This window comes from Thermococcus sp. (assembly GCF_027012695.1).
Lineage (GTDB): Archaea > Methanobacteriota_B > Thermococci > Thermococcales > Thermococcaceae > Thermococcus.
The window spans coordinates 1-25355 of record NZ_JALUYR010000065.1 but is presented as its reverse complement, the minus strand read 5'-3'; the positions used below and the strand labels follow the sequence as shown (position 1 = coordinate 25355).

Below are 25355 nucleotides of genomic sequence, written 5' to 3'. Positions count from 1 at the left end.
ATCCTGTTCTCGTCTTTGGGTAATACGCTCGCAAGTGAGAGCAGTCTTGAAGCCAGTAGCTGGAGTCGGACGCGGTTCATGGTTATCGTATTCAGTAACTGTAAAGCTTTAAAACGTTCTCGGGCAAGAACTTATGGGAAGGAATGGTTAAAGCCAGTATTTGTTTGTTTTGAGTATTGTAATTGGATAGGTTGGACTTATAGAAGTTATAGTACACCTTTTCTTTTCAAAATCTCCTTTATAAGTTTTTCATTGTTTTTCCAGACATCGTACTCTTTTTGAATTGTCTTCTGGCCCTTAGTTATAACCTCTTTAAAGTCATCATAGTTTTCGATAACATATGTGAACTTTTTCATAAAATCGTTTTTATCACAACACCTGAACTCAATTGTGTATTTATCAATGGGAGTTTTCCAGGTATTAGACTTTAAAACAACTAACCCCAATCCCATGAATTCAAGACTAACCAGTGGGAAAGATTCTTGGAGGGATGGTATCACTCCGACTTTTGCCCTTCCGGCAATCTTCATGGTTTCATCCCATGATCGGAATTTTAGGATTTGAATGTTGCCCAAGTCTTTGTCCTCTCTTGCTCCAATCATTACGCCCGTGTAGGGACTATTCTTTAAGGCTTCGATAATGAATTCTGGGTTTTTCTCGCTTGAGAATCTTCCCACGAAGGCAAAATCATACTTCTTATTCTTGGAAGAATACCTCAAGAGGTTCTTTGTATCGACCCCCTGGGGTATGACGAGTATGTTTGATGGGTTAAAACATTTATAATAATATTCAACGACATTTGGGTTAAAAATCCTGATTAATTCCGCCTTTTTGTAATATTTTAGTCTATAATTGAACATTGGGTACCCAAAATATTTTCCTATAAAACTTTGATAATTTCTCCGGAACCAGTCCCAATCTTTTCCTTCGACAACAACATGAAATTGCTTCTTCCTGTAGGGTAGGAATCCATGAGAAATGACTATGTCTGACGACGTGAAGATGTCTCTAAATTTAGTATGGTGATAATAAAAGTCGGCATAATCCCAGAATCTGTTGTATAATCTTCTAAATTCGGACTCACTCATGATGACTTCTTTGTCGCACAGGGGTTCGTTGGAAGTCCCGTCTTTTAGTAATTTACTACAGTATATCTCGTAATCCAAGTTTAATTTCTCTCGAATGACTTCTAATGATATTGCAATGGATTCCATGACTCGTTCTAATCCACCAATGTCACCCACATATTTTACGTAAATTCTCATAAAAGATCCCTCATGTCAGCTAGATAGCTGTAAATTCTGTTGGAGGAGAATCTAGATAGGGTTAGTAGTTTTTTAACCCAATAATCCACAAAGGAAATATTGCCACTCTTTTTTCCATACCATAGCCATCTAAGTAGAAACTCCCTCTTTGCTTGGGGAGGTGCCACATCCCACCATTTCTTGACGAAGTTTCCAAAGTTCCTGAAATATACTTCATATTTCTTCCGTGGGTTTGTGGGGAGATAGTATTTTACCAACGCTTCTGGGATACAGCCAACTTTATACTTTTGACTGATTCTCAGCCAGTAGTCCCAGTCTTCTGCAAAGGTCAGTGACTCATCAAAAAAACCGACCTCTTTTGGTATCTCTCTCTTTATTATGACGGTTGATGTGCCGATAAAATTATTTTTGATCAGTATCTCATAAACCCTTCCTGAGTTGCACTCTTGTTCTTCCTGTAAAATACTTCCATCTGGTGAAACCTTCCAATAGTATGTGTACACCAGCCCGGTATCTTTGTCCTTCTCAATCAATTTGATTTGCTTTTCAAGTTTGTTCTTCATCCACTCATCGTCATCGTCCAGGAACGCTATGTACTCCCCTCTTGCGTGTTTCATCCCAATGTTTCTGGCCTCTGATACGTTGGTGTTTGGTTCTTTGAGAATAACTATCCTATCGTCTTTCAAAGTCTCCCGGATAAGCTCCTCCTTTGGGTTCCCCACTATTATTATCTCAAAATCCTGGAACGTCTGGTTTAGCACGGACTGGAGGGCTCGTTTTAGCAGGCTTTCCCGTCCCTGGACTGTGGGTATTACGACGGATACTTTGGGAGCCAATATACCACCCCGTGAGCATTCCTAAGTTAACTTAACTCCGAGAGCATGTTGGAAACCCTTTTTGCAGACCTCATTAATCTTTTGGTATACTCCTTTGAACTCATCCTTAGTCTTGTTTTCAGTTTTCCGATGTCGGTCTCACCAAAGAGGTTGAGGAGTGTTCTCTCTCCGGACACATCGCCTGGCAATGCTACCGGAACGTCGTAACCCAGAGACAGGGCAAAATCCAGTATCTTTGGCCGGTATGCTATTCCGATAAACGGGATTTCCATGGAGGCCGCTAGAATTAATGAATGAAGTTTCATCCCAATTACCAGCCCTGCCCGCTGGTATGTTTCAAGTACCCTCGTGAGGTATTCCTCGCTCGAAAACCGTCTCTTGGGTTTGATAATGCAGAGGGTTTTCTTGGAAAATTTCTTCAGTAGGATCGCCTTCCTCAAGTCCGTGTATGAGAACGGTACAAAGCAGGGTTTTAAGCCGGTCTCTTCGGAAATAACCGTTCCCTCCCTTAGTATTTTTATCATTGCACGAGTATAGCCGGGATATGCCTTGCCATCACCCCCGATGTTGAGGATTAGTAAATCTTCCTCTTCTTGTGTTATACCGCTTATCCTGCCGAGTGCAAGCACAGGGTCACCAATGAGCTCGCTCTCTATCCCGTGTTTTCTCAGAAATTCCCTGGAGCGGGGTCCCCGGACTCCCATAAAAAGAACATCGTACTCAGACAACTTGTCAAAGTCGTCTTCTCCTATTTTTGGGGCGCAGAGTCCGGTTTGGGACGGGATCTCGTTTAGATAAGCGTTGAAGACATGAGTTAGAACGGAGTTTTTACATACCGTTCTTTCTAAATTGGGGTATATCCCACTGTTCCGTATATCTAGGGGTGCCGTATTAAAGAATCCAGGATCCCTAACCCCGACTCCAAAGAATATCAGCTTTGTTTGGGATGAAACTCCCCATCGCCCCCCCTCTCTGGAGATCCACAGGGGCAGTATTGTGCCCCCTCCAAAGAATGCCACGCGGGAAATGCACCCACCGGGACATTCTCGGAAGGGCGTTAGGTTCACGCCTTCTTTTTCAAAAAGTTTCCTGTTGGTCAGATAAAGTAGGTCATCGCCCACGTTCTCCATGTTAATGTAGCCCCGGTATCCTACCCTGACCTTCAACACCCTCTACGTAGTTCTTCTCACGTTTAAAAATACTTGCTGTATCCGGAGTTGGCGGTACTTGACTGGATAAGAGGTAAACAATGGATCCGCGGGGGTCTTTTAGCTAACGCGCGAACCTAGAGAGCAGCCTCTCGATCCACTCGATGTTTATCCCGAACCTCTCTCCAGCAAGCTTGAGGAGTTCCAGGTCCTCCTCTTCAAAGGCTCCCCCCAGGAGAGCGATGAGGTAGAAGGCCAGGGATCCGAGGGCCACGAGGAGCAGGGCAATCACCAGGCTATCGGTTCTCAGGGGGAGCATTGCCAGGGTGATCACCGATCCGCCCAGCAGAATTCTCACATAACGGCCGTTGAAGGGATTTATCCCCGATCTGAGGAGTACGGAGAGCTTGTAGAGGTTCGTCGCTATGTATGAGGAAGCGGTGGATAAAGCCGCTCCGGTCATCCCGTATACCGGGATCAGAAGGTAGTTGAGGAGTACGTTCAGACCCGCCCCCAGGGAGTCTCCCTTCAGGTTCTTCCCGGGCATTCCCATCGTTATAAGCGTGAGGCCAGTGGGGCCGGCCAGGGAGTTGAATGCGAAGCCCAGGCTGAGGATGACGAGGGGTTTCCAGGCTCCCGTGTACTCCCCACCGAAAAGGGTCCCGAGGACTGGAACGGGATAGGCCACAAGGAGAAGGAATAGGGGAAAGGTAAGCAGAACAACCCATTTTGTTATCACTGAGTAAAACCGTCCCAGTTTGTCGAGTTCCCCGCGGGCAAAGAAGCCCGTCGCAATCGGGTTGTACAGAACGGTCAGGGAGGCCAGGAAGACGGGTATGAACCGGGCCAGGGGGGAGGCGGCGTTGTAGAGCCCGACGGTACCCTCCCCGAGGTAGTGGCCGAGCATGAGCGTGTCGGTCCAGTTAAGGATCAGGTATGTGAGGTTCGACGTCATGAGCGGAAGGGAAAAGAGCAGGAGGTACCTGGCAAGCTCGGGAAAGAAAACCGGCCTCGGCGTCAGGATTCCAGCCTTCACGAGGCTCCTCACCAGGAGGAAAAGCATGATCGTCGCCGTCAGAAGGTACGCTAGGGGAACCGCGGTGATCCTTCCAAGGACGAGGATGAGCACTGTCACGAGGATGAAGTTGAGGCCGGGAAAGCCGATCTTTCCGTAGAGGACGAACTCCCTGACCCTTCCGAAGCCCTGGGAGGCTGAGATGAGGACGTTGAAGAGCGCCGTGAAGGGAAGGGCGAGTGCCAGTACGCTCAGAAGATCCACGAGGAGTTCGCCCCCGCCGATGTACCTCGGAAGGAGGGGTTTTGTTAGCTCAAGGACGAGGACTCCAAGAATTGAGGCCGTTGTCACGAGGATGACGGCGGTACCGATGAGCTCGCTGACCTTTTCCTCTCCCCTGTGGAGCATGTAGGCTACCTGTCTCTGGAGGCCGGCTGGAAAACCCAGCATCACGAAGACCAGGGTCACAGTAAAGACCGTGATGGCCAGGTTGTAGGAACCGTACTGATCTGGCCCGAAGGTTCTGCCCACAACGGCCCTCACCAGAAAGCCGAAGACTGCCGAGACAACCATTCCGATGAGGGCCAGCGCACCACCCCTCGCGGCCTTTCCGAGCTCTCCCGTTATCCCGCTTCCCATCGCCCTTCCCCCTCCTCTTCCGCCACCACCTTTTTAACCTTCGCGGCGGAGTTTCGGAACGCGCGATGATGAGTGATGGGCGAACCGATCGGTGAGGACGGAAAGGTGATCGCTGAGCGCATCTTTTTTAAAACACCCTTTCCAAGTTTTCTCGCGGGATGATGAGTTCAGCCTTGTCCGAGCCGTGACGAGGGAGTGACGGACTGACCGCTCTTCTTATCTTTATGCCCCCGGCTGGCCGGATAAACGAGATATTTTACGACTCCATCTATACGCCCCTTGAGGGTGATGTGGATCACCTCCTTCCGATCCTCTGTTTCCACGATTTGAGGGCTCATCCCGACGCCAGCGGGGGTGAAGAAGAGAATAGAGGAAATTCCGGAGGTTGACAGGGTCTTCGTGCACGTGGACATGACGGGGGTTACGAAATAGCTGGCAAATAAGTAAAGAGAAACTGAATCAGTGCGTTATTGTCCCGTTAAATTACCTGAAGTTGGACATATTCCTGTTCTTGGGTCACATGGTGGGAGACTTCCACTGCTTGGGATATAAATATCTCCGTACATACCCGCTAGACTGTACTCTTTGCCATTATACTGGAACTTGACTTTACTTGAATAGAACGTTCCGTCCACATACTGGTTTTTATACTCCTCTTTTAGTTGCAAATTAAGATGAATTAGCGAGAACTCCGTGCTGTCAGTATTGAACCCAACTCCCATTGCCATGATGAACGGTGCAATTTCAAGGTTGTTGTAGTCAAGGGTTCCGAGTACTGCCGCCGACGCTGAGAAGAGGGGAATCGTGTTGGTGGACGACACGAAATCCACGTCGAGTTTTGTCAATCCCCCCTGCTGGCTCTCGTGGGTCGTTGGCTCCCAGTAGCTGTGGACGAACCACATTGTCCTCTCTCCAATACCTCCATATTGGCTTGGCCACCCATGCTCCACGAACTTCTGTAGGTTCATGTTCTCTTCATCGGGCTTCCCAAGGATTACGTAGGCAACGTCGTTGAGTTTTTGATAAACGAGACCGTCCCACCAGTAAAGCCTGTATTTTGCCAGCACGACGGTGCCCTTGATGCCTGCCCCTATTACCGAGGGATTGGAAATCTCCGAGCCCCAAATCGTGATGTGGGATTCCGGAATCGTAAGGTCTTCTGTGTTGATACTATAAGAAGTCCCTATTATCTCCGCTTCTGTAGAGGAGCTACTGCCTCCTTTTTGTACGGCCGCGGCTGCAGAGAAAATTAATTCCAAGTTATGAGTGGTCCTCTGCCGGTACATTGTAGTTATGGTAATCCCGTTTATCTTGCTTGTGTCACCAGTGACTTGGAGGGCAACTAGGGGTATTACCGTGTTGGATTTTGAGACTATAGTCTTCTCCAACTTCCAGACGAGGCAAACTTGGTAGCAATAGCCGGTCCAGGGATCGCATTTTGGGTAGCACTTGTCGTAGAAAAACCCAGGTGGAAAGTCCTCCGGTTTCTCTGAGAGCGTTTTTCCGATGTTTTTTAACCTGAAGGTTGTCTCAATCTGGGTTTTAGTGTACAGAACTTTGATGTCTCCTTTTGGTAGTTTTATCTCAACGCTCCTCCCATTGAGCACTTGTTCCACGTTAATGGGCACGGCTCTTATGAAGTATTGCACGTTGTCGTTTTTGTCCCTGATTGTGCCCAAGAGCAGAAGTGAAGGTGACACCGCCCTGGAATCGAGCTTGGCACTCTTCAGATAAGAACCCCAGAGTTTCATTGCCTTAGTGAGTTGGCTATAGCTTACCTTTACCCTATCCTGCCCTTCGAAAGTTCCAAGTTCCATCAGTGAACCGTTTGGAAGGAGAATTGACACCGTAACTATTCCGTATCCTTTCCCTGGAAGCTCAATCTCAAGGCTGGGGCCAAGTATGAAGCTCCGCTTGTATTCAACCTTTGTTCCAAGGTACTCCTTGGAGTCTATTGGAATATTGTACACTGCAGCTCCCGAGACCATACTTCCCATAAGTAAAAAAACTGCTATTAGTCCTATAATGGTTTTTTTCATAGCATCACCTCAATATTACGATCTGGGGTTGTTTTTAAAACCTTTTTGGTAATATAAAACAAGATGGGAAGTGTATAATACGAAAATAATAACTTTTGGTTTTAATGCCATCGATACACCATCAATCCCTCTGGATCTTCCCGTATCCCTGTGTCCAGGGTTAATGTTTACTGCCAAGTCATGGCTTGATGGAATGAACCGTTACCTCTCTCAAATCCCTCAAAAACTCCTCAAGGTGCTCCCTCTTCACGTGGGGCATCATAACTATCCTTATGTAACCGCGGTGGGCGCTTATGCCCCAGCCCTTCCTTTTAAGCTCTTCCTCAACGGCTTCAAGGTTCTCCGTTGAGAAGGAGACAATGTTTAAAACCGGCTCCCGGATTAGTTTGACGCCGGGTATCTTCTTGAGCTCCCCGGCAAACCACCTGCTCAGCTCCATAGCCTTCCTTACGATTTCCTTGTATCCGTTAAAGCCGAGGTGCTTAATCATGGCCCACACCGCTAAGGCGCTCGCCCCCGGCCTCGTCCCGGTTATGGTCGCCTGCCATATCTTGCCACCGGCCAGGTACGGCGCCAGAACGCTTATCGCCTCCAGGTACCTCTTCTCGCGGAAGATTATTCCACCAGCGGGAATCGGGACCATGCCCATCTTGTGGGGATCAATGGTTACGCTCTTCACGCCCTTCAGACGAAAGTCGAAGTCCGGAATCTCGTAGCCGAGGGCCTTTGCGAAGGGAATCACAAAACCGCCGAAGGCGGCATCAACGTGGAGCGGAAGGCCATAATCCAGAGCCAGGTCGCTCAAAGCCGGGATGTCGTCAACGACACCCAGACCGGTCGTTCCAGCTATGCCGACCAATCCAATCGTGTTGTCGGTAATTTTTCTCTCAACATCCCTAACGTCGACTGTGTGATCATCCTTCAGCTCGGCCCAGACGAGCCTAACACCGAGCATCTCACCGGCCTTGATGAAGGAGAAGTGGGCACTCTTCGGGAGAATCAGCTCGGGCTCTTCTACGTCCGCCAGGTTACGGAAGGACCTCACCGCCAGGATGTTGGCCTCGGTTCCGCCGGAGACGATGTGGCCGTAGCCCTTATCAAGCCCGAGTAGATTTGCCAGCATGTTAATTGCCTCTTCCTCGACCTTCCTGCTCCCGGTGTGCAAACCCGGGTCGCCGAGGTTTCTGTCTATGAACTCAGTTATGATTTTAACGGCGAAGGGGTGAGGATACGTGCACATTGAACCCAGGATTTTGCCAGAATCGAACGTTAAATCCTCCCTAGTCTTCAGCCTTAGCTCATCAAGAACGTCCTCCTCGTGGGTGCCTTTCTCAGGGAACATTCTCTCACCGGTGAACCAACTTCCGGTCAGGATTTAAGTCTTCCCCTCCGCAGATATGCCTTGAAGAGGATCGGCGTTGTCAGGGCGGTGAGCATCGAGACCGCTATAACGCTGGCGAAGAGCACCTGGTCTATCAGTCCGGCTTTGAGGCCGAAGGTCAGTATGGCCAGCTCAAGGCTTCCCCTGCCCCCCATGCCGATACCTATCGCTATGGCATCCCTCCAGTCCAGGCCAAAGAGCCTTGCACCGAGGCCGCAGCCTATGAGCTTTCCAATGATTGCCGCCAGGTAAAGGGCCCCTATGAGGGTCAGGCTTATGTCCCGCAGGGGTGGGTTGAACATCAGACCAACGTAGATGAAGAACAGCGGCATGAAGAACTCCGTAAGGACAACCTCCAGGTCCTCTATCAGTTCGTTGAGCTTTATCCTTGTTACGATCAGCGGATCCTTTCTCTCCCGGAGGCGGCTTATCGTCAGTCCGGCGAGATAGGCACCTATTATCTGGTTGAGGCCGACCCACTGGGCGAGTATCGCGAGGGTGAAGGTGAGGATTAGCGTGAAGGTGAAGAAGACGTTGAGGTTCCTCACGATGGAGTAGAACCACCTGGCCCGCTTGAAGACGTACTCCGAGATCAGCAGGGTTCCTGCTATGAAGGTGAAGATCTTGATGGTGAGCACCCCGAAGGAGAGGGCGTTCAGACCGCCCTCGGCCAGCGCGGTGATTATCCCTATGAGGTAGACGGCCATTATGTCGTCGGCAAAGGCCGCTCCCATGAGGATGGACGAAACAACCCTCTTGACGCGCTCCCTGACCAAAACGCCGCTCGTCACCTCTATCGCAGTGTTTCCCAGGGTTATCCCGACGAATATGGCCGCGGTGGTGTCCTTTCCGAAGAACTTCACCGTGAGGAAACCGAGGAGAAAGGAGAAGGCAACGCCGAGGACCGCGACGACGACGGCCTTCTTGGTGTTCTGGGCTATAGCCGAGAAGTTGCTGGTCAGGCCCATGTAGAGCATCATCATTATGAGCCCGAACTCCGCCAGAACCCTGAGCTCATCCGCTGGCTCTATTATTCCGAGAACGAAGGGCCCGAGGAGGATCCCGGTTAAAACGTGGGCTATTATCGGGTGTAGCTCAAACCTCTCGAAGAGCCATTCCAGGGTCTTGGCGGTTACCAGGAGGAGGGCGAGGGCCGCGAGAAAGTCCACCTCAGTCCCCCCTGGAGAGGAGGGCCAGTATCAACCAGAGGATCATCATGATTATTGCGAGAACCATCGCCATCCCTGCCGCGCCCCTGCTCGTCCCGAAGACTATTGGTATGGGCCCTATCATTATGACTCCGCCACCTTCTACCTCACCCTCTCCTCCAAAGGCCGATATCAGCGTCCCGATGAAGACGAGGAGGAATCCTATGAAGATGAGCGTCATCCCGGTTAGTATGAGCACCTTCCCGTCCATACGCTAGGGGCTTCTCACCGGCCTTTTAAAGCTTAACGCCACCCAAAGGGTTAAAACGTCTGGGGAAAATCCTCGGGTATGCTCGTGCTCGTGGACCTCGACGACACCCTCTGCAACACCTGGGAGGCCATGAGGTACGGCATCCTCAGGCTTGTCCCCCACCTCATTAGAAGGAGGAAGTTCAGGGCCTTCTTCTACATGATCACCGCCCGCTATCGGGAGCTGGAACAGGTCCAGGAGCTTCACACCCTGGACTTCGATAGACTCGTCGAGAGGGTTCTGACCAAGGTCTACTCCCGTGTTTCTCCGGAGGAGCTTGAGGGAATAACCGAGCTGATAGACCGGGTCTTCTTCTCGAACCTGAGGCTCTACCCGGACGCCTTAACCTTCCTCCGCGGTGTGAAGGGAATGGGCGCGAGGCTCGTCCTGGTCACTGATTCCTCGAGCAGATGGCAGAGGAAGAAGCTCGAGTACCTGGGCATAAAGGACTACTTCAATGCGCTGGTTATAAGCGGTGAAACGGGCCACAGCAAGCTTGAGCCCTACAACTTCCGCCTGGCCAGGCACCTCTTTCCCGACGAGGAGATATACGTGGTGGGTGACAGGGACGACACGGACATGCGCGGGGGAAAGGAAATCGGCGCAACCACCATACTCGTGAGGAGGGGTTATTTCAGGGGAAGACCCTCGAGATACGCGGACTACGTTGTTGGCAGCCTCACCGAGGCCCTGGAGGTGATCAAGCGTGAGCACGAGAGGCATGAAAAGCGAGATAAAGCGTAAGTCCCTTCACCTAGCCGGCCTTACCGTCCCCATGTCCTACTATCTCTTCGGGAGGGAGTTGACGCTCACCTTCATCGCCCTGGCGTTCTTTACCTTCGTTATCCTCGAGCCCTTCAGGATAATCGAGGACCTCCGGGACAGGATAAAGAGAAGACTGAGGATATACGTCGACGAGGAAGTCATCGAGCGGATGGAGGCGATAGAGAAGACCATAACCGAGATAACCCGGGAGCACGAGCGCTACCGCGTCGCGGCGCACATATACTTCGCCGCCGCTTCCTTCACCGTCGTCTACTTCTTCCCGCGCGAGATAGCGGTCGGGGCGATAAGCGTTGCGACGGTTGGAGACGCCTTAGCTGCAATAGTCGGCAAATCCCTCGGAAGGCACCGCTTTTCCAACGGGAAGAGCCTTGAAGGCAGTCTCGCCTACTTCCTGTCGGGACTCGCGATACTCTGGCCGCTCGTCGGACTTCCGCTCGCGATAACTGGCTCGCTGGCGGGAACGCTGGCCGAGTTCTACAACCTTCCGCCGGACGACAACTTTTCCAACCAGATCAGCGTGGCCCTGGCGGTGTACCTGGTTGGGGCACTCTTCTGAAGGGCGATAAGGGCAATAACAGCACAACAGAAGCGCGGAAACCAGAAACGGGAGAAAGGAAATGGTCACCTTATGGTGACCGTGGCGAACCGGGTGAATTTATCAACGTCGCCCCACTCCTGGCCGGGTTCCCTGTCTTTCACGGCATCCTGGAGTGGAAGTGAATCGACGGCGGAGTCACCAACGCCCTGGCCGGTAACGTAGGCGACGACGCTGATCTGCCCCGGCTTTTCTCCGAGGGCCTTCCACGGGATGGCTATCTCGAGGGTCTGGAGTCCGTTCTCGGCACCACCGGTGTAGTTGTAGAAGCCCACCCACTGGAGGTCGTGGTACTCCCAGCCGGTTCCGTTCCAGATGGTGAGCTGGGCGCTGGTTATCGTGCTGGTTCCCTGGTCACCGAAGAACTCACCGTTCCAGAAGAAGTAGAGCTGTGCATCCACCCCCCTGCTAAACTCTATCTTCTTGCCCCAGCTGTCCTGACCGGTTGTGTAGCCGCCGTCCCTGTAGTCGAGCGAGATTCCGTAGGCGACCCTCCAGGAGGCCCTGTTCTCGGTGGTGAGGGCTATGTAGAGGAACTGGTCGTCGTAGTCAACGTAAAGCGCCTTGAGGTTCGCCCCATCCTGGCCAAAGCCGGTGTCGTCAACCGCCACGGGTTCAACGTTCCAGTCGTCGAGGTTGCCGTCGATGGTCTTGGTGAGGTTCCTGGCTAGCTCTTCCATGTACTTCTCGCGCTCGTAGAGACCTTCCTGCGCCTTCCTCAGCATCTCCTCCAGTTCCCGGTTGATCCTCTTGAGCCCGGTGTAGGCGCGGTATATCTTAGTCGCCCCGATGAAGGCGTAGTTCGGCATCGTTACCTGCTCCTTGCCCTCGTTGTAGAGCTTGAGTAGTTCCATGACCTCGTTCTCCATCTCCTTGAGCCGCTCCCTCTCCTCCTGGGGCAGGGGCATCTGGATCAGCTGCTGGTGGAGTTCGAGATAGTGGGTGTAGGCCTTCTGGAAGGTTCTCAGACCGTAGTACATATTGTGGATGACGAACGCATTCTGGATTCTGACCCTCCTTCCAACACCTATGGTTATCGAGGCGGCGTTGTTGTCCTCGTTGACCTCTTCTATGGCATTCTGCGGATCAACGACGGCCCTGAAAACTGCCGTGCCGGTTGCACCGGGGTATGGGTAGAGGTACCACAGGATAACGTGACCGCCGGCCGGAACGTCCACGGTCCAGTTTTTAATGGGTCTGTCGTTGAGGTAGAGCTCCACGGTGACGTTGTACGCGCCGACCTTTCCCACGTTGCTGACGTTGATCGTGATGTTGGCCGGGGTTCCGGGTTCGACGTCCAGGGTTGATGAGGAAATGCTCACAGTCAGCTCGGGTTTGGGTATTGGTATCTCAACCACCGCGAAGTTCGAGAGGTAGTCCTGGTCAGTCCAGTCGCTTCCGTCAACTGCGGGATCGAGCGGGACAGTATCAACGGCCGAGTCCCCTCCGTAGCCACCGGCCACCCACGATATGACCGCGACCTCCGGGACCTTCCCCCCTATAGCCTCCCATGGGATGGCCATCTCGAGGACCTGGAGCCCACTCCCGGTCTTTGCCGCGTACTTCACCACCTTCCCGACATCAAGGTAATTCCAGCCCTTTTCTCCCCAGGCGATGAAGTTTCCACCGCCCACGCGGTCATTCCCTGAGTCGTACCAGAAGTAGATCTCGTAGTCAATGCCCCTTGTGAAGCCGATCTTCCTGCCCCATGCATCGGTGTCTCCGGTGTAGCCGCCGTCCCGAACGTCGAGACCGAAGCCGTAAACGACGTTCCAGCTGGCGGTATTGTTGGTGGTCAGGGCCAGGTAGAGGTAGCTGTCGTCGTAGGATACGTAGAGTTCCCTGAGGTCCGCTCCCTCGGGTCCCCTGAGGTCGCTCACGCCAACGAGCTCATAGCCCTCCCAGTCACTCAGATTCCCGTCTATGGTCTTGGGGGCCGTGTAAACTTCCGCGAGATCGGTGAAGTAATCGGTATCGCCCCACTCGTCTCCACCGTACCAGGGGGCATAGGGTTCGTCGAGGCTCTCCATCGCGGAGCTCCAGGGAACGGAGCTCACTGCTGAGGAATCACCGCTGCCGGCTATCCAGGACACCAGTGCCATCCTCGGGTGCTCGCCACCTAGGGCGGTCCAGGGGATCCTGATCTCGAGGACCCTCAGACCGGTTGACGAGTCGCCGGTGTAGACGAAGGAGGCACCCACATCCTCGAAGGTTTTGTAGTCCCATCCGTCCCCGGTCCATATTATGAAGTTGTCGGAGGTTATCTTTCCATCCGCTCCACTCCACCAGAAGTAGAGCTCGTAGTCTACAGCATAATCCCCGCCGAAGCTTATCCTCCTTCCCCATGCGTCGCGGGTTCCGGTGTAGCCCCTTCCGCTCCCGGGGTCAACGTCTATGCCCACGCCGTAGGCAACGTCCCAGCTGGCGGAGTTCCGCGTCGTTATCATAAGGTAGAGGTACTCGTCATCCCAGGCAACGTGGAGGTCCTTCAGGTTCGCTCCCGGCAGGCCGCTGTCCCTCGCGCTGGCCACGAGGTCCAGGGTTCCCCAGTCTCCGGGATCCCCGTCAAGAATCCTCTCCCCGTAGAGCGCCGAAGCGTAGTGCCCCAGGGGGATTAACCCGAACAACAGAAGGGAGACAATCAAAAGCGCCGTCTTCCTCATTGACACCACCTCCGGGGATAGTGTAACACCCCTAGTGAACAATAGGGGAAAAAGGTTTATATGCCTTTCTTTTAATATCACCGCTAGTGATAACAGCCCTGCAGGTGATCCCAATGATAAACTTCGTCTTCGGAATCCACAACCATCAACCCCTGGGAAACTTCGGCTGGGTCTTTGAGAGCGCCTACGACAGGTCATACAGGCCGTTCATGGAAACCCTTGAAGATTATCCGAACATGAGGGTCGCCGCTCACTATTCCGGCCCCCTTCTCGAGTGGCTGGCCGAGAACCGGCCGGAGCACCTCGATCTTCTCCGCTCGCTCGTGAGGAGGGGCCAGCTAGAGGTAGTCGTGGCCGGTTTCTACGAGCCGGTGTTAGCTGCGATTCCGGAGGAGGACAGGATAGAGCAGATTAAACTCCTCAAGGACTTCGCCAAAAAGCTCGGCTACGAGTCAAAGGGTCTCTGGCTCACGGAGAGGGTGTGGCAGCCCGAACTGGTGAAGAGCCTCCGCGCGGCCGGGATAGACTACGTCATAGTTGATGACTACCACTTCATGAGCGCCGGTTTGGCGAAGGAAGAACTTTACTGGCCCTACTACACCGAGGATGACGGAGAGATCATAGCCGTTTTTCCTATTGATGAGAAGCTCCGCTACCTGATTCCCTTCCGCCCGGTTGAGAAAACCCTTGAGTACCTCCACGGCCTTGATAACGGCAATGAGAGCAGGGTGGCTGTCTTCCACGACGACGGCGAGAAGTTCGGGGTCTGGCCCGGAACCTATGAATGGGTCTACGAAAAGGGCTGGCTGAGGGAGTTCTTTGACCGGGTTTCGAGCGACGATAGGATAAACCTCACCCTCTACTCCGAGTACCTCTCGAAGTTCAGGCCAAGGGGACTGGTTTACCTCCCGATATCTTCATACTTCGAGATGAGCGAGTGGTCTTTGCCGGCAAGACAGGCCAAGCTCTTCGTCGAGTTCGTTGAGGGACTTAAAAGGGAGGGCAAGTTCGAGAGGTACCGCGTCTTCGTCCGCGGTGGTATCTGGAAGAACTTCTTCTTCAAGTACCCTGAGAGCAACTACATGCACAAGAGAATGCTGATGGTGAGCAAGCTCGTCCGGGATAAGCCGGGGGCGAGGGAGTTCATCCTTAGGGCACAGTGCAACGACGCCTACTGGCACGGCGTCTTCGGCGGCGTTTACCTCCCGCACCTCCGCAGGGCAGTCTGGGAGAACATCATAAGGGCCAACACCTTCGTTTCCACTGGAAGCTTCATCCGCGACATAGACTTCGATGGAAGGGATGAGGTCTTCCTTGAGAGCGAGAACTTCTACGCGGTCTTCAAGCCGGCCTATGGCGGTGCCCTCTTCGAGTTCTCCTCCAAGAGGAAGGCGGTAAACTACAACGACGTTTTAGCAAGAAGATGGGAGCACTACCACGAGGTTCCGGGGGCGGCGACGCCGGAGGAGGAAGGTGGAGATGGCGTTGCGAGTATACACGAGGTCGGCAGGAGAATACCGGATGAGATACGGCGCGAACTGGCTTACGACAGCCACTTAAGGGCCATTCTCCAGGACCACTTCCTCGAGCCGGAGACGACCCTCGACGAGTACAGGTTAAACCGCTACATTGAGCTCGGTGACTTCATTGGCGGTGCTTACGACTTCAGCATCTTTAACGGGGGGATAACCCTTGGGAGGGAGGGGACCGTCTCTGGAAAGCCCGCTAAGGTGGAGAAGACATTCCACATCACAAATGATGGATTCGCCGTCGATTACACCGTGGGAAGCGGGGTAAAGGCTCTCTTCGGCGTCGAGCTCAACTTAGCGGTTCACAGCGTCATGGAGGAACCCGGGGAGTTCGAGGCTGAGGGCCTTGAAGTCAACGACCCCTACGGCATCGGGAAGGTGAGGATAGAACTCGATAGAAACGCAGAGATCTGGAAGTATCCGGTAAGGACCCTCAGCCAGAGCGAATCCGGGTGGGACTTCATCCAGCAGGGCGTCAGCTACACGCTTCTCTTCCCGGTGGAGGGAGAGCTACGCTTTAGACTGAGGTTCAGGGAGATCTAGTGTCTCTTTATCCTGAAGTCCAGGGGTTTTTCCAGACCCCAGAACCTGCAGAATGAACAGACCTCACCGCTCGACGGCATGCCGCAGACCCTGCACTCCCTGAGCTCCGTCTCCTCCAGCTCGGCCTCGAAGAGGTGTTTCTTTCTCAGGTAGCCCTTGACGAAGTTTATCTTGGTTCCGGGTCTTTTCTCCTCCATCTGGTTCAGTATCTCCTTCCACTCCAGCGTCGTTGCTCCCCTCGCGTGGGGGCACTCGTCTATCTCGTATTCTATGCCGTTCGCCAAAGCGTAAGCAACCACTTCCCTCTCGGTTACCTCGTAGAGCGGTTTAATTTTCTTCACTAGCTTGCCGTTGAAGGCCGAAGGCGTCACAGGCCCCTGTTTCGCCAAATACTGCGTGTTCCAGTGCATTATGTTGTTGAAGATGAAGCTCGCCTCGTCGTCGAGGTTGTGGCCGGTGGCAACGACGTCAAAACCGTTGTCGTAGGCGAACTTGTTGAAGATGTAGCGCTTCGTTAAGCCGCAGTAGGAGCAGGTCGGCCTTCTCGTCCTCACCTCGCCGATTCCAGCTCCCAAAAGCTCTTTAACACGAACGATGTGGAGGGGGGCACCTATCTTCTCGCACTGCATCCTCGCGTAGCGCTCGCCCTTCTCGCTGTACTCGCCTATCCCGAGGTTTATGTGGAGGCACTCCATATTGTAGCCGAACTTCTTGAGGATGTAAGCGGTAACCGCTGAATCCTTTCCACCCGAGACGACAACTAAGATCTTCTCGTCGGGTTTGAGCATCTTGTAGCGCTCGATGGTTCGCTTCACCTTCCTCTCGAAGTATTCCGTAAAGTGCTCCGGACATAGGTACATTCTCGGATAATGGAGCTTGATAAAGGCCGGCCTGTCACAGAACTTGCATTTCATCGGCATTTTCTCTCCACCGAGAATAGGGAGAAAAGAGGGCTTTTAACGTTAACCTTCCGACGACTTAACTTTCTCTCTTTCCGATAAAGAGTAAGGTACCCACTGCAATAACACTCATCACCCCCGGCCAGCATACTGTTCCTTTGCTCTTGACGGGGGTCGTCTTTCTAGCCATGCCCTCGCTGTATTGGGTAGTGTTCCCTCCGATAGTCGTGGGAGTAGTGGTCTCATCTGAAATAGTATCCCCTGGCTTGCAGGCAGTTACTTTTTTCTTTTGAAAGCCTCGCCCTTTAGGGCGGGGAGGAGGTCAGAATGCCCTTTCTGTGAATTCAAACTCATGCTTTCATCTTCTCAATTTTCTCCTTCCAGTCCCCCGGCTTTCCGAACTTCCCCGTCTGGAGGCCCTCCTTCTTGAGTATCCCCTAGCAGCGAGGATTCCAGTCGCTCTCAGAAACCATGTTTTTCCCTGCCGGTGTCCACAACCCTTCCCTTAAAATTTGGCAGTTTTCCTGGTTAATTTGCTGGTTGGGATCGTGATTATTTGAATGGATCAGTCAAGTCAGCTCTCGAAAACTTTAAACACCCCTGAACTCTATTGCCATCCAGTGTGGTGTATGAAGGGGGGGAGTTCAGAAAAGGCCAGGGCTGCAAAGGCCAGGAAAATGCACATAATCCACAGCAAGAGGAGGATGATTCAGCTCCAGCGGAAGGAGGAGATGAGTCACAACATCCGCTACATCTCCAAGGTTCCTGTCAGACTGGTTATGGATCCGGACTTTTTGACGCTCCACCCGGACGACCCGCTCTCAAAGCTCGTACAGAACCTCAGGGGAGAGGAAAGCTCAGCCGTTGTTGTTGATGAGGAAGGGAGGCTCCTCGGCTTCATAACAATGAAGGATCTGCTCCATTTCTTCGAGCCCCCCAAGAGGTACTCGATAGTCGGCGTCAGCCTGCTAAAGAGATATTCAATCAACCGGGCTTCTCGGGTCGGTGACATAATGGTCCGGAAGCCGGTGACGATTCGCCTGGAGGATGACCTGGGCAGGGCAATAAAGCTGATGATGGAGACGGGAAAGCATCACCTCCCCGTCGTTGACAGCGACAACAGGGTTCACGGGGTTCTCGAGGTCAAGGACATCGTCAGGCTCATAAGGATAGTCTCCTCGTAGTTCCATTTCCATTCAGGGGATGACAATCATGGATGTATTCCTTGAACTGGCCCTGATACTGATCGTAGCCAAGATCTTCGGCTACCTCTCGGTCAGGCTGGGTTTTCCGGCGGCCCTCGGCCAGCTCATCGGGGGCATAATCATCGGCCCCTCCCTCCTCAACCTGGTCTCATACGACGAGGGTGTCAGGCTTCTCGCCGACCTCGGCGTCGTCATGCTGCTCTTTCTCGCCGGACTGGAGACGGACGTTGATGAGTTCAAGCACGTTGGCGTCCCGGCCTTTGTCATAGCCGTCCTTGGAGTTCTGATACCCTTCGTTCTCGGCTACCTGGGTGCGATGGCCTGGGGGTTTTCGAGCGTTGAGGCAATGTTCCTGGGAGGCGTTTTGACCGCGACGAGCGTTGGTTTAACCACGAGCATACTCATGGAAATGAAGAAGCTGAGGACGAGGGTTGGAACGACTATTTTAGCGGCTGCGGTTGTGGACGACGTCCTCGGCATAATAGTGCTTACCATCCTTGTCGGAATAAACACCCGCGGCAGCGTCTATATGGAGGATCTCCTCATAATCCTCGGCGAGGTGGTGGTCTACTTCGCGATAGGTCTTTTCCTGGGCAACCCGGCGGTCAAGGAGGCCCTGAAGCTCTCCGAGAGGATAACCTTGCCCGAGACGATAACCGCCGTGGCGATAGCCATAATGCTCGTCTTCGCCTACCTCGCGGAGCAGTTCCAGATCGCTGGAATAACCGGCGCCTACCTTGCCGGTATACTTGTTGCAGGAACGGAGGAGGCAGGGGAGATAGACCGGAAGTTCATGACCCTCGGTTACTCCCTCTTCATTCCGGTTTTCCTCGTCAGTATCGGAATCGAGAGCGACGTGAGGGTTCTCGCGAGCGCGGGAACCTTTGCCCTGGTCTACTCCCTCCTGGCCATAATAGGGAAGGTAACCGGCTGTGGCTTTGGGGCCCTTGTTTCCAGGTTCAGGCCGATTGAGGCGCTTCAGGTCGGGGTCGGCATGATACCCCGTATGGAGGTTGCCCTTATCATGGCCAACGTCGCTCTGAACGAAGGCGTTTTTGACAACGGAACCTTCGCGATACCCGTGACCATGGTTCTGGTGACGACGATAGTGACGCCCTTCCTCCTGAAGTGGGCCTTCTCGAGGGAATAGGGGCGGTAGGATGGAGATACTCCTCCTCATAGCCCTCATGCTTGCAACGGCAAAGCTACTCGGCTACCTGTTTGAGAGACTCGGCCAGCCCGTGGTTCTCGGTCAGATATTCGGGGGGCTGATAATAGGGATATTCTTCGAGACGAACCCCGTGATAGGCCAGTTTGCCAACCTCGGTGTCCTGTTGCTCCTCTTCATAGCGGGCCTCGAGAGCGAGCTCGAGGAGTTCAAGCGCGTCGGAAAGCAGAGCGTCGTCGTTGCCGGCATGGGTGTTCTGGTGGCGTTTCTTCTAGGCTTCGCTGTTGCTTACTTCTTCGTTCCCCTCCACGAGGCGGTTCTTTATGGGGCCATGATGACCCCGACGAGCGTCAGCATAACTGTCAAGGTTCTCATGGAACTCAGAAGGCTCAACACCCGCGAGGGGACGACTATTTTAGCGGCTGCGGTTGTGGACGACGTCCTCGGCATACTCGTCCTCACGATAGCGATATCGATGATACGGGGAGGTTCGGTCAACTACGGAAGCCTGGCCGAGGTTCTGATTTCCGTCTCGCTCCTCCTGTTCTTCTTCCTGTTCTTCGGGCCGGAGCTGGCGGAGAGGGCCTTCCACTACCTTTCCAGAATAGACCTGCCCGAGGCTGAGACGACCTTCGCGCTGGTCTTTCTCATAGTCTTCGCCTTCCTTGCGGAGCACCTTAACCTCGCCTCGATCCTTGGCGCATACCTCACCGGCTTGGCCCTCGGCCAGAGCACCAAGAAGAAGTCCATCCTCGACCACATGAACGTCCTCGGCTACTCCCTCTTCATTCCCCTTTTCTTCGTCGAGATAGGCATGCGCATAGAGCTGGACTACATCCTCCACGCGGGCCTCTTCGCGGTTCTCTACACCCTGGCGGCAATCATCAGCAAGATAATCGGTTGCGGCATCGGGGCGAGGCTTTCCGGCTTCGACTGGGGCTCTTCCATCAACATAGGCATCGGCATGATACCGAGGATGGGCGTCGAGCTGGCGATGCTCGCGGTGGCCATAGAGAGCGGCCTCATTGGTTCGGATGCGCTGACGGTAGCGATACTGATGATCTTCGTGACGACGGTTATAACGCCCCCGTTCCTCAAGTGGAGGTATTCCAGGTGAGCCAAATAAGGGCCAGGAACGCTCTCCATGGAATGGAGATTGTTTCTCCTTCCAAATCGAGGTTTTTCCCGATTCCAATTCCCCTCTCCGCCTTCAGCCTTTCCATACTCCTCTCCACCTGAGGAGCCCTTCTATCCCCGGGGCCGGCTTCAACTACGTATCTCTTGCCGTTTCTCGTGAGAACGAAGTTGGCCTTCCTTTCTTGGGTTCATACTCGAGAATCCCTGCCTTTGGGGGGTAAAAGGCTGTGACGTCCTCCAAGAGCGCTCCCATGTCCATCATGCCGGAGGAAGATAACAAGCCGAGAACCTGAGCTTGGGGCCCTTTCTAACCTTGGCTGGGGTACCTCCAGGGGGATTTCTATTAAGAGATCGCTTTTGACGGGGGTCCGCATGAGCTCCATTACCGTCACCCGACCTATCTCGGGGGCTTTGGGTAACCTCCCGTAGATGAACGCTCCCTTTGGGTGCTGGTAGTGGGACCAATAGACGCATGGCCGCATCGGGGGTTGAGCCGTCGGGGTTTCGGATGGTCTCTGGGTAGTGGTAGATGATTCTCTCGTCAGGGCGAGGAGCTCGGGGGCTTCACCCCTCTGACTTGTTTCCCTATTTGCCGCCCTTTTCAGTCTCTTCACGGGAGTTTTCCTCGGGCTCCAAGAGGGCCACAGGTCGACCAGATATTTAGCTATCCCGGTCGGCCACCCGACCACCTTAAAAGCTCCGCCAACCGAGTGGTCATCATACCTCAGCCAGTGCCGGTTTCGTCATCGCTCAGAGTACAGTTCCGGGCATAGGTTTATAAAGCTCCCCCCGAAGGGCCGGTCATGGTGGACTGGCTATCAATCCTCAGTTCCGCACTCTTCATGCTCATCATGATAGACCCGAGCGACAAGATACTCCTGGTCAGCTTGCTGAGGGAGGACTTCCACATTGAGGACATAAAGACCCTCATCATAAGAGCTAATCTCATCGGCTTTCTTCTCCTCTTCCTGTTCGCGGTTTCCGGCCAGATAATCCTCCAGGAGATATTCCACATAGACATCAACGCCCTCCGTGTGGCTGGAGGCTTTGTCCTCTTCAAGATAGGTCTGGAGGCACTCGAGAGCGGCGGGATGCTCACCCTAAAGAGGGAAAAGAACATCCTTGCCCTCGCGGCGGTTCCGGTTGCGACACCATTGATAGCCGGGCCCGCTGCAATAACCACCGCGATAACTCTGACGGCCGAGAAAGGCCTTCTCCACGCGACGATTGCCATCCTACTGGCGATACTCTTCACGGCACTGACGATGTTTATAACCCTCTACATCATCAAAAACGTCAGCAAAACAACGCTCGGCGTCTTCATAAGGATAATCGGTATGTTCACTATGGCGATAGGCGCGCAGATGATGGTTCAGGGCGTCGTTGGAATATACCTCCTCATGACGTCCGCGGCATGACCGACGGAACGTCGAAAATTCCTGGGCTAACCTTTTAACCACCTCCCCCTTCTCCCGGTGGGGGGTTGAGAATGAAGAGGCTCGAGAAGGTTAAGGGAACGCGGGATCTGCTCCCGGAGGAGATGGCGAAGAGGAGATGGGTGTTCGAGAGAATCCGCGAGGTCTTCGAGCGCTATAACTTTCACGAGGTTCTCACACCGACCTTTGAGTACACCGAGCTTTTCAAGCTCAGGAGCGGGGATGAAGTGGTCGAGCAGCTCTACGCCTTTGACGACAAGGGCGGCAGGAACCTCTCGCTCCGCCCGGACATGACGTCGAGCGTCGCTCGCCTGTACGTCAACTCCTTCCAGAACGCCCCGAAGCCGGTAAAGTGGTACTATATCGCGAATATGTTCCGCTACGAGGAACCCCAGAGCGGCCGCTTTAGGGAGTTCTGGCAGGCCGGAGTGGAACTCATCGGGAGCGATAAAGTTGAGGCCGATGCGGAGGTCATAGCCCTCTTCGTCGAGAGCTACCTCGCGACCGGTTTAGAGGACTTCACGGTGAACATTGGCGACAGGATTCTTCTCGACGAGTTCGCCAGGATGCTCGGCGTTGAGGACGACATTGGCCTGATGAGGCTCATAGACAAGAAGGACAAGCTCTCCAAGGAGGATTTCATCGGAGCACTCAAGGGGTTCGGTTTGAACGATGATGGGGTGGAGAAGGTCCTCGCGCTCATCGGGATCAAAGGCAGGCCCGATGAGGTTCTTCCGAGGGCGGAGGAGCTGTTCACGAGCGATGAGGCAAAAGCCGAAATTAAGAGGCTCTACGAACTCGTTGACCTCCTCGATGCCTACGGCGTCTCCAGGTGGATCAGGATCGACCTCGGGATCGCGCGCGGTTTCGACTACTACACGAGCATAGTCTTCGAGGCGATAGCTCCAAATGACCTCGGAATAGGTTCGATCGGCGGAGGCGGCAGGTACGACAACCTGATAGGGGTCTTCGGCGGGAAGCCGACACCGGCTACCGGCTTCGCCATAGGAATAGAGCGCCTCATCCCGATCCTCGAGTGGAAGGGCCTTATTCCAGAACCGAAGCTGAGGCCCGACGTTTACGTCATCCCCATCGGAAAGGACACGGAGGTCAAAAAGGCCGCCGTCGAGGTTGTTTCGGCCCTGAGGAGGGCCGGCGTTAAGGCCGACGTTGAGCTCACGGGCAGGAAGATAGGCAAGGCCCTCGACTACGCCGGAAGACTCGGCGTGCCGTACGTCGTCCTGATCGGAAAGAGAGATCTTGCCGAGGGCAGGGTAACGGTAAGGGACATGGAGACCGGAGAACAGAAGGCGGTGGAGAAGGAGAGGGTTGTGGAGGAGCTACTCGATCTGCTGGGTCTTTAGTTCCCCATTACCCTTAGGAAGTAATCCTCCATTTTCCTGGCGAACTCCTCCGAGTCTATCCTCACGCTGACCTCGTGGTTCCAGTTCAGAGCGGCCTCGCTCCAGTTGTGACTCCCTATGAAGACGATCCTCCCGTCGATGACGACAACCTTGGCGTGGAGGGTCGTTGCGGGAGAGTCAAAGGTTACATCAACACCGTTCTGCTTCAGATAGTCGTAGGCTTTTCTGTTCTCCTCGATTCCGTCCTCGAGGAGCACGTGAACCCTTACGCCCCTCTGCTCGGCCTTCACGAGGGCCCGTATGAGGTCGTTGGCGGGGTCGTAGCTGTCGCCCGGATCGTACTTCATCAGGAACATCATGACGTAGATTTCGCTCTTGGCGCTGTTGATGGCGCTGAGGAGGCTCATGTAGTAGTCCTTGTCCATCAGGAATTCAACGCTTCCCGGAACCTCGCTGGGCGGAGTGCTGCACTTTTCCCTCTCTTCCTCCAAGGAAGTCTTAGTAACGTTAAGTTCTTCGCTCAGCGATTCGACTTTAAGCCTGCACTCGGACAGGCTCTCCTCAAGCTCGCGGATTTTAGCGCTCGAGTTGGCCTCCCTCCCCCTCTGGAGGAGGCACGACTCGTACTTCTCCCTCAGCTCGCCCAGGGTTTTGAGGGTCGAGTTGAGGGCAGAAGCGGTTGAGTTCAGCTTGAACTCGCAGTTGGTTAAGTTCTCGATGAGGGAGTCGTTTTTCTCGGGCGCCAGGTACTTCGTTACGGTCCTCTCCTTCGTTATCGTTGTCGCCTTTGTAACCGTCTTAACCGGCGCCTTACTCTGGGAGTCAACAGCGCCCCCCAAACAGCCGGCGGTGAAGACGATGAACGCGAGCAGCAGTCCGATGACGATTCTCCTCATGTCCACACCCCAGGATGCAATGGCAGTGCCCTTAAAACCTTGGCGGAAGGTTATTAAGAGGGGACACCGAAAGGCCGGCCGGGATGACGAGTCTGGAGCCCCCTGATCGGTGATGAGGTTTCGCGGGGCTGACCGCCATGAGGGAGCGTCTCTAGGATGTATCGTGGCAAGCTGCCTAACTACGCACTCTCAAAGAAAGAGGAGCAGGAGAACACCGACTGGAACCTCCTGAGGGGGTGAAAAAGAATCCCTCGACGAACTTTGGAAGTTCATCAGGCTCCCCCGGTTCTCGTTGGTGAGGACGACGTTGACCTCCGCCCCGGTCTCAAAGACGACCGGAAACCTTAATTAATACGGAACTCTTCTTGGTTTTAGTCCGAAGGTGAGGTGGAAGTTATGAGCATGGACATGACGACCAGAATGTTCAGGGAGGAGGGCTGGATTAGGAAACGCTGTCCGAAGTGCGGTAAGTACTTCTGGACGCTCGACCCCGACAGGGAAACCTGTGGCGACCCGCCCTGTGACGAGTACGGGTTCATCGGAAAACCGGGAATACCGAAGAAGTACACCCTCGACGAGATGCGCGAAAAGTTCCTGAGCTTCTTCGAGAAGCACGGTCATGGCAGGGTTAAGCGCTATCCCGTTCTACCGCGCTGGAGAGACGATGTTTTACTCGTCGGAGCAAGCATAATGGACTTCCAGCCCTGGGTCATAAGCGGCGAGGCGGACCCGCCCGCGAATCCTCTCACGATAAGCCAGCCTTCAATAAGGTTCACCGATATTGACAACGTCGGAATAACGGGAAGACACTTCACGATTTTTGAAATGATGGCCCACCACGCCTTCAACTACCCGGGCAAGCCTGTATACTGGATGGACGAGACGGTTGAATTAGCTTTCGAGTTCTTCACCAAGGAGCTCAAAATGAAGCCCGAGGACATAACCTTCAAGGAGAACCCGTGGGCCGGCGGAGGAAACGCCGGGCCGGCCTTCGAGGTGCTCTACCGCGGTCTTGAGGTGGCTACTCTCGTCTTTATGCAGTACAAGAAGGCCCCAGAAAACGCAGACCCGAGCCAGGTGGTTGAGATAAAGGGTGAAAAGTACGTCCCGATGGAGACGAAGGTCGTTGACACCGGCTACGGCCTTGAGCGTTTAGTGTGGATGAGCCACGGGACTCCAACGGCTTACGACGCTGTCTTAGGTTACGTCATTGAGCCCCTCAAGAGGATGGCCGGTGTGGAGAAGATAGACGAGCGCATTCTGATGGAGAACTCCAGATTAGCTGGAATGTTCGACATCGAGGACATGGGTGATTTACGCTATCTCCGTGAGCAGGTGGCAAAGCGCGTTGGC

The 25355-nt window shown here is 53.8% G+C and carries 20 protein-coding genes; 9 read left to right on the top strand and 11 right to left on the bottom strand.

The features are described 5' to 3' along the window. Nucleotides 1-206 precede the first annotated feature (206 nt). From MV985_RS05715 to MV985_RS05680, 8 genes are all read right to left on the bottom strand, one after another. Complete coding sequence (locus MV985_RS05715; RefSeq protein WP_297464214.1) at nucleotides 207-1265, bottom strand: glycosyltransferase; 1059 nt, start codon at nucleotides 1263-1265, stop codon at nucleotides 207-209. Further along, nucleotides 1262-2101 carry a glycosyltransferase family A protein gene (locus tag MV985_RS05710; protein ID WP_297464213.1) on the bottom strand — a complete coding sequence of 280 codons (840 nt, stop codon included), beginning with the start codon at nucleotides 2099-2101 and terminating at the stop codon, nucleotides 1262-1264. The genes MV985_RS05715 and MV985_RS05710 overlap by 4 nt, the downstream gene beginning before the upstream one ends. Before the next feature lie 26 nt (nucleotides 2102-2127). Further along, nucleotides 2128-3267 (bottom strand): polysaccharide pyruvyl transferase family protein, encoded by a 1140-nt coding sequence (locus MV985_RS05705; RefSeq protein WP_297464212.1) that lies wholly within the window; start codon nucleotides 3265-3267, stop codon nucleotides 2128-2130. Between the two features lie 106 nt (nucleotides 3268-3373). Beyond that, nucleotides 3374-4903 carry a flippase gene (locus MV985_RS05700; RefSeq protein ID WP_297464210.1) on the bottom strand — a complete coding sequence of 510 codons (1530 nt, stop codon included), beginning with the start codon at nucleotides 4901-4903 and terminating at the stop codon, nucleotides 3374-3376. A 467-nt stretch (nucleotides 4904-5370) separates the two neighbouring features. Beyond that, nucleotides 5371-6942: a hypothetical protein gene (locus tag MV985_RS05695; RefSeq protein WP_297464208.1), complete on the bottom strand. Its 1572-nt coding sequence runs from the start codon at nucleotides 6940-6942 to the stop codon at nucleotides 5371-5373. 178 nt (nucleotides 6943-7120) lie between these two features. Next, nucleotides 7121-8284, bottom strand: coding sequence for a tyrosine decarboxylase MfnA (gene mfnA, locus MV985_RS05690; protein WP_297464206.1), 1164 nt, complete (start codon nucleotides 8282-8284; stop codon nucleotides 7121-7123). A 26-nt stretch (nucleotides 8285-8310) separates the two neighbouring features. Then, nucleotides 8311-9492 carry a cation:proton antiporter gene (locus tag MV985_RS05685; protein WP_297464204.1) on the bottom strand — a complete coding sequence of 394 codons (1182 nt, stop codon included), beginning with the start codon at nucleotides 9490-9492 and terminating at the stop codon, nucleotides 8311-8313. Nucleotide 9493: 1 nt separating this feature from the next. After that, nucleotides 9494-9742 carry a DUF131 domain-containing protein gene (locus tag MV985_RS05680; RefSeq protein WP_297464202.1) on the bottom strand — a complete coding sequence of 83 codons (249 nt, stop codon included), beginning with the start codon at nucleotides 9740-9742 and terminating at the stop codon, nucleotides 9494-9496. 78 nt (nucleotides 9743-9820) lie between these two features. On the opposite strand from MV985_RS05680, the gene MV985_RS05675 reads away from it, so the two are divergent. After that, on the top strand, nucleotides 9821-10525 hold the full coding sequence (locus tag MV985_RS05675) for an HAD family hydrolase (protein ID WP_297464199.1): 705 nt from the start codon (nucleotides 9821-9823) through the stop codon (nucleotides 10523-10525). Beyond that, nucleotides 10503-11123, top strand: a complete 621-nt coding sequence (locus MV985_RS05670; RefSeq protein WP_297464227.1) for a diacylglycerol/polyprenol kinase family protein — start codon at nucleotides 10503-10505, stop codon at nucleotides 11121-11123. The genes MV985_RS05675 and MV985_RS05670 overlap by 23 nt, the downstream gene beginning before the upstream one ends. Nucleotides 11124-11188: 65 nt before the next feature. Here MV985_RS05670 and MV985_RS05665 read toward each other — a convergent pair whose 3' ends face one another. Then, nucleotides 11189-13825, bottom strand: coding sequence for a CARDB domain-containing protein (locus tag MV985_RS05665; protein ID WP_297464197.1), 2637 nt, complete (start codon nucleotides 13823-13825; stop codon nucleotides 11189-11191). A gap of 107 nt (nucleotides 13826-13932) precedes the next feature. Here MV985_RS05665 and MV985_RS05660 point away from each other — a divergent pair, with 107 nt between their 5' ends. Beyond that, nucleotides 13933-15897 (top strand): alpha-amylase/4-alpha-glucanotransferase domain-containing protein, encoded by a 1965-nt coding sequence (locus MV985_RS05660; RefSeq protein ID WP_297464225.1) that lies wholly within the window; start codon nucleotides 13933-13935, stop codon nucleotides 15895-15897. On the opposite strand, the gene MV985_RS05655 is transcribed toward MV985_RS05660, so the two are convergent. After that, nucleotides 15894-16811, bottom strand: a complete 918-nt coding sequence (locus tag MV985_RS05655; RefSeq protein WP_297464223.1) for a TIGR00269 family protein — start codon at nucleotides 16809-16811, stop codon at nucleotides 15894-15896. The genes MV985_RS05660 and MV985_RS05655 overlap by 4 nt on opposite strands. Before the next feature lie 614 nt (nucleotides 16812-17425). Between MV985_RS05655 and MV985_RS05650 the strand changes: the two genes are divergently transcribed. The 5 genes from MV985_RS05650 (at nucleotide 17426) to hisS (ending at nucleotide 23106) form a co-directional block, all read left to right on the top strand. Further along, a complete protein-coding gene (locus tag MV985_RS05650; protein ID WP_297464221.1) occupies nucleotides 17426-17980 on the top strand; it encodes a CBS domain-containing protein in 555 nt (184 codons plus the stop codon). 28 nt (nucleotides 17981-18008) lie between these two features. Next, nucleotides 18009-19151 (top strand): cation:proton antiporter, encoded by a 1143-nt coding sequence (locus MV985_RS05645; RefSeq protein ID WP_297464219.1) that lies wholly within the window; start codon nucleotides 18009-18011, stop codon nucleotides 19149-19151. 10 nt (nucleotides 19152-19161) lie between these two features. Further along, nucleotides 19162-20286, top strand: coding sequence for a cation:proton antiporter (locus MV985_RS05640; RefSeq protein WP_297464196.1), 1125 nt, complete (start codon nucleotides 19162-19164; stop codon nucleotides 20284-20286). Nucleotides 20287-21109: 823 nt separating this feature from the next. After that, nucleotides 21110-21724: a MarC family protein gene (locus MV985_RS05635; RefSeq protein WP_297464194.1), complete on the top strand. Its 615-nt coding sequence runs from the start codon at nucleotides 21110-21112 to the stop codon at nucleotides 21722-21724. A gap of 71 nt (nucleotides 21725-21795) precedes the next feature. Then, entirely contained in the window at nucleotides 21796-23106 is a 1311-nt protein-coding gene (gene hisS / locus MV985_RS05630) for a histidine--tRNA ligase (RefSeq protein ID WP_297464192.1), read from the top strand. On the opposite strand, the gene MV985_RS05625 is transcribed toward hisS, so the two are convergent. Further along, entirely contained in the window at nucleotides 23103-24002 is a 900-nt protein-coding gene (locus MV985_RS05625; RefSeq protein WP_297464216.1) for a phospholipase D-like domain-containing protein, read from the bottom strand. The genes hisS and MV985_RS05625 overlap by 4 nt on opposite strands. Nucleotides 24003-24398: 396 nt before the next feature. On the opposite strand from MV985_RS05625, the gene MV985_RS05620 reads away from it, so the two are divergent. After that, on the top strand, nucleotides 24399-25355 hold a 957-nt coding region (locus MV985_RS05620), incomplete at its 3' end, for an alanine--tRNA ligase-related protein (protein WP_297464189.1).

What these genes read in the sequence shown, in the direction of transcription:
- hisS (WP_297464192.1), top strand. Translation starts at nt 21,796, where the DNA reads ATGAAGAGGCTCGAGAAGGTTAAGGGAACGCGGGATCTGCTCCCGGAG.
- MV985_RS05665 (WP_297464197.1), bottom strand. Translation starts at nt 13,825, where the DNA reads ATGAGGAAGACGGCGCTTTTGATTGTCTCCCTTCTGTTGTTCGGGTTA.
- MV985_RS05675 (WP_297464199.1), top strand. Translation starts at nt 9,821, where the DNA reads ATGCTCGTGCTCGTGGACCTCGACGACACCCTCTGCAACACCTGGGAG.
- MV985_RS05635 (WP_297464194.1), top strand. Translation starts at nt 21,110, where the DNA reads ATGGTGGACTGGCTATCAATCCTCAGTTCCGCACTCTTCATGCTCATC.
- MV985_RS05645 (WP_297464219.1), top strand. Translation starts at nt 18,009, where the DNA reads ATGGATGTATTCCTTGAACTGGCCCTGATACTGATCGTAGCCAAGATC.
- MV985_RS05655 (WP_297464223.1), bottom strand. Translation starts at nt 16,811, where the DNA reads ATGAAATGCAAGTTCTGTGACAGGCCGGCCTTTATCAAGCTCCATTAT.
- MV985_RS05670 (WP_297464227.1), top strand. Translation starts at nt 10,503, where the DNA reads ATGAAAAGCGAGATAAAGCGTAAGTCCCTTCACCTAGCCGGCCTTACC.
- MV985_RS05700 (WP_297464210.1), bottom strand. Translation starts at nt 4,903, where the DNA reads ATGGGAAGCGGGATAACGGGAGAGCTCGGAAAGGCCGCGAGGGGTGGT.
- MV985_RS05680 (WP_297464202.1), bottom strand. Translation starts at nt 9,742, where the DNA reads ATGGACGGGAAGGTGCTCATACTAACCGGGATGACGCTCATCTTCATA.
- MV985_RS05695 (WP_297464208.1), bottom strand. Translation starts at nt 6,942, where the DNA reads ATGAAAAAAACCATTATAGGACTAATAGCAGTTTTTTTACTTATGGGA.
- MV985_RS05625 (WP_297464216.1), bottom strand. Translation starts at nt 24,002, where the DNA reads ATGAGGAGAATCGTCATCGGACTGCTGCTCGCGTTCATCGTCTTCACC.
- MV985_RS05715 (WP_297464214.1), bottom strand. Translation starts at nt 1,265, where the DNA reads ATGAGAATTTACGTAAAATATGTGGGTGACATTGGTGGATTAGAACGA.
- MV985_RS05650 (WP_297464221.1), top strand. Translation starts at nt 17,426, where the DNA reads ATGAAGGGGGGGAGTTCAGAAAAGGCCAGGGCTGCAAAGGCCAGGAAA.
- mfnA (WP_297464206.1), bottom strand. Translation starts at nt 8,284, where the DNA reads ATGTTCCCTGAGAAAGGCACCCACGAGGAGGACGTTCTTGATGAGCTA.
- MV985_RS05640 (WP_297464196.1), top strand. Translation starts at nt 19,162, where the DNA reads ATGGAGATACTCCTCCTCATAGCCCTCATGCTTGCAACGGCAAAGCTA.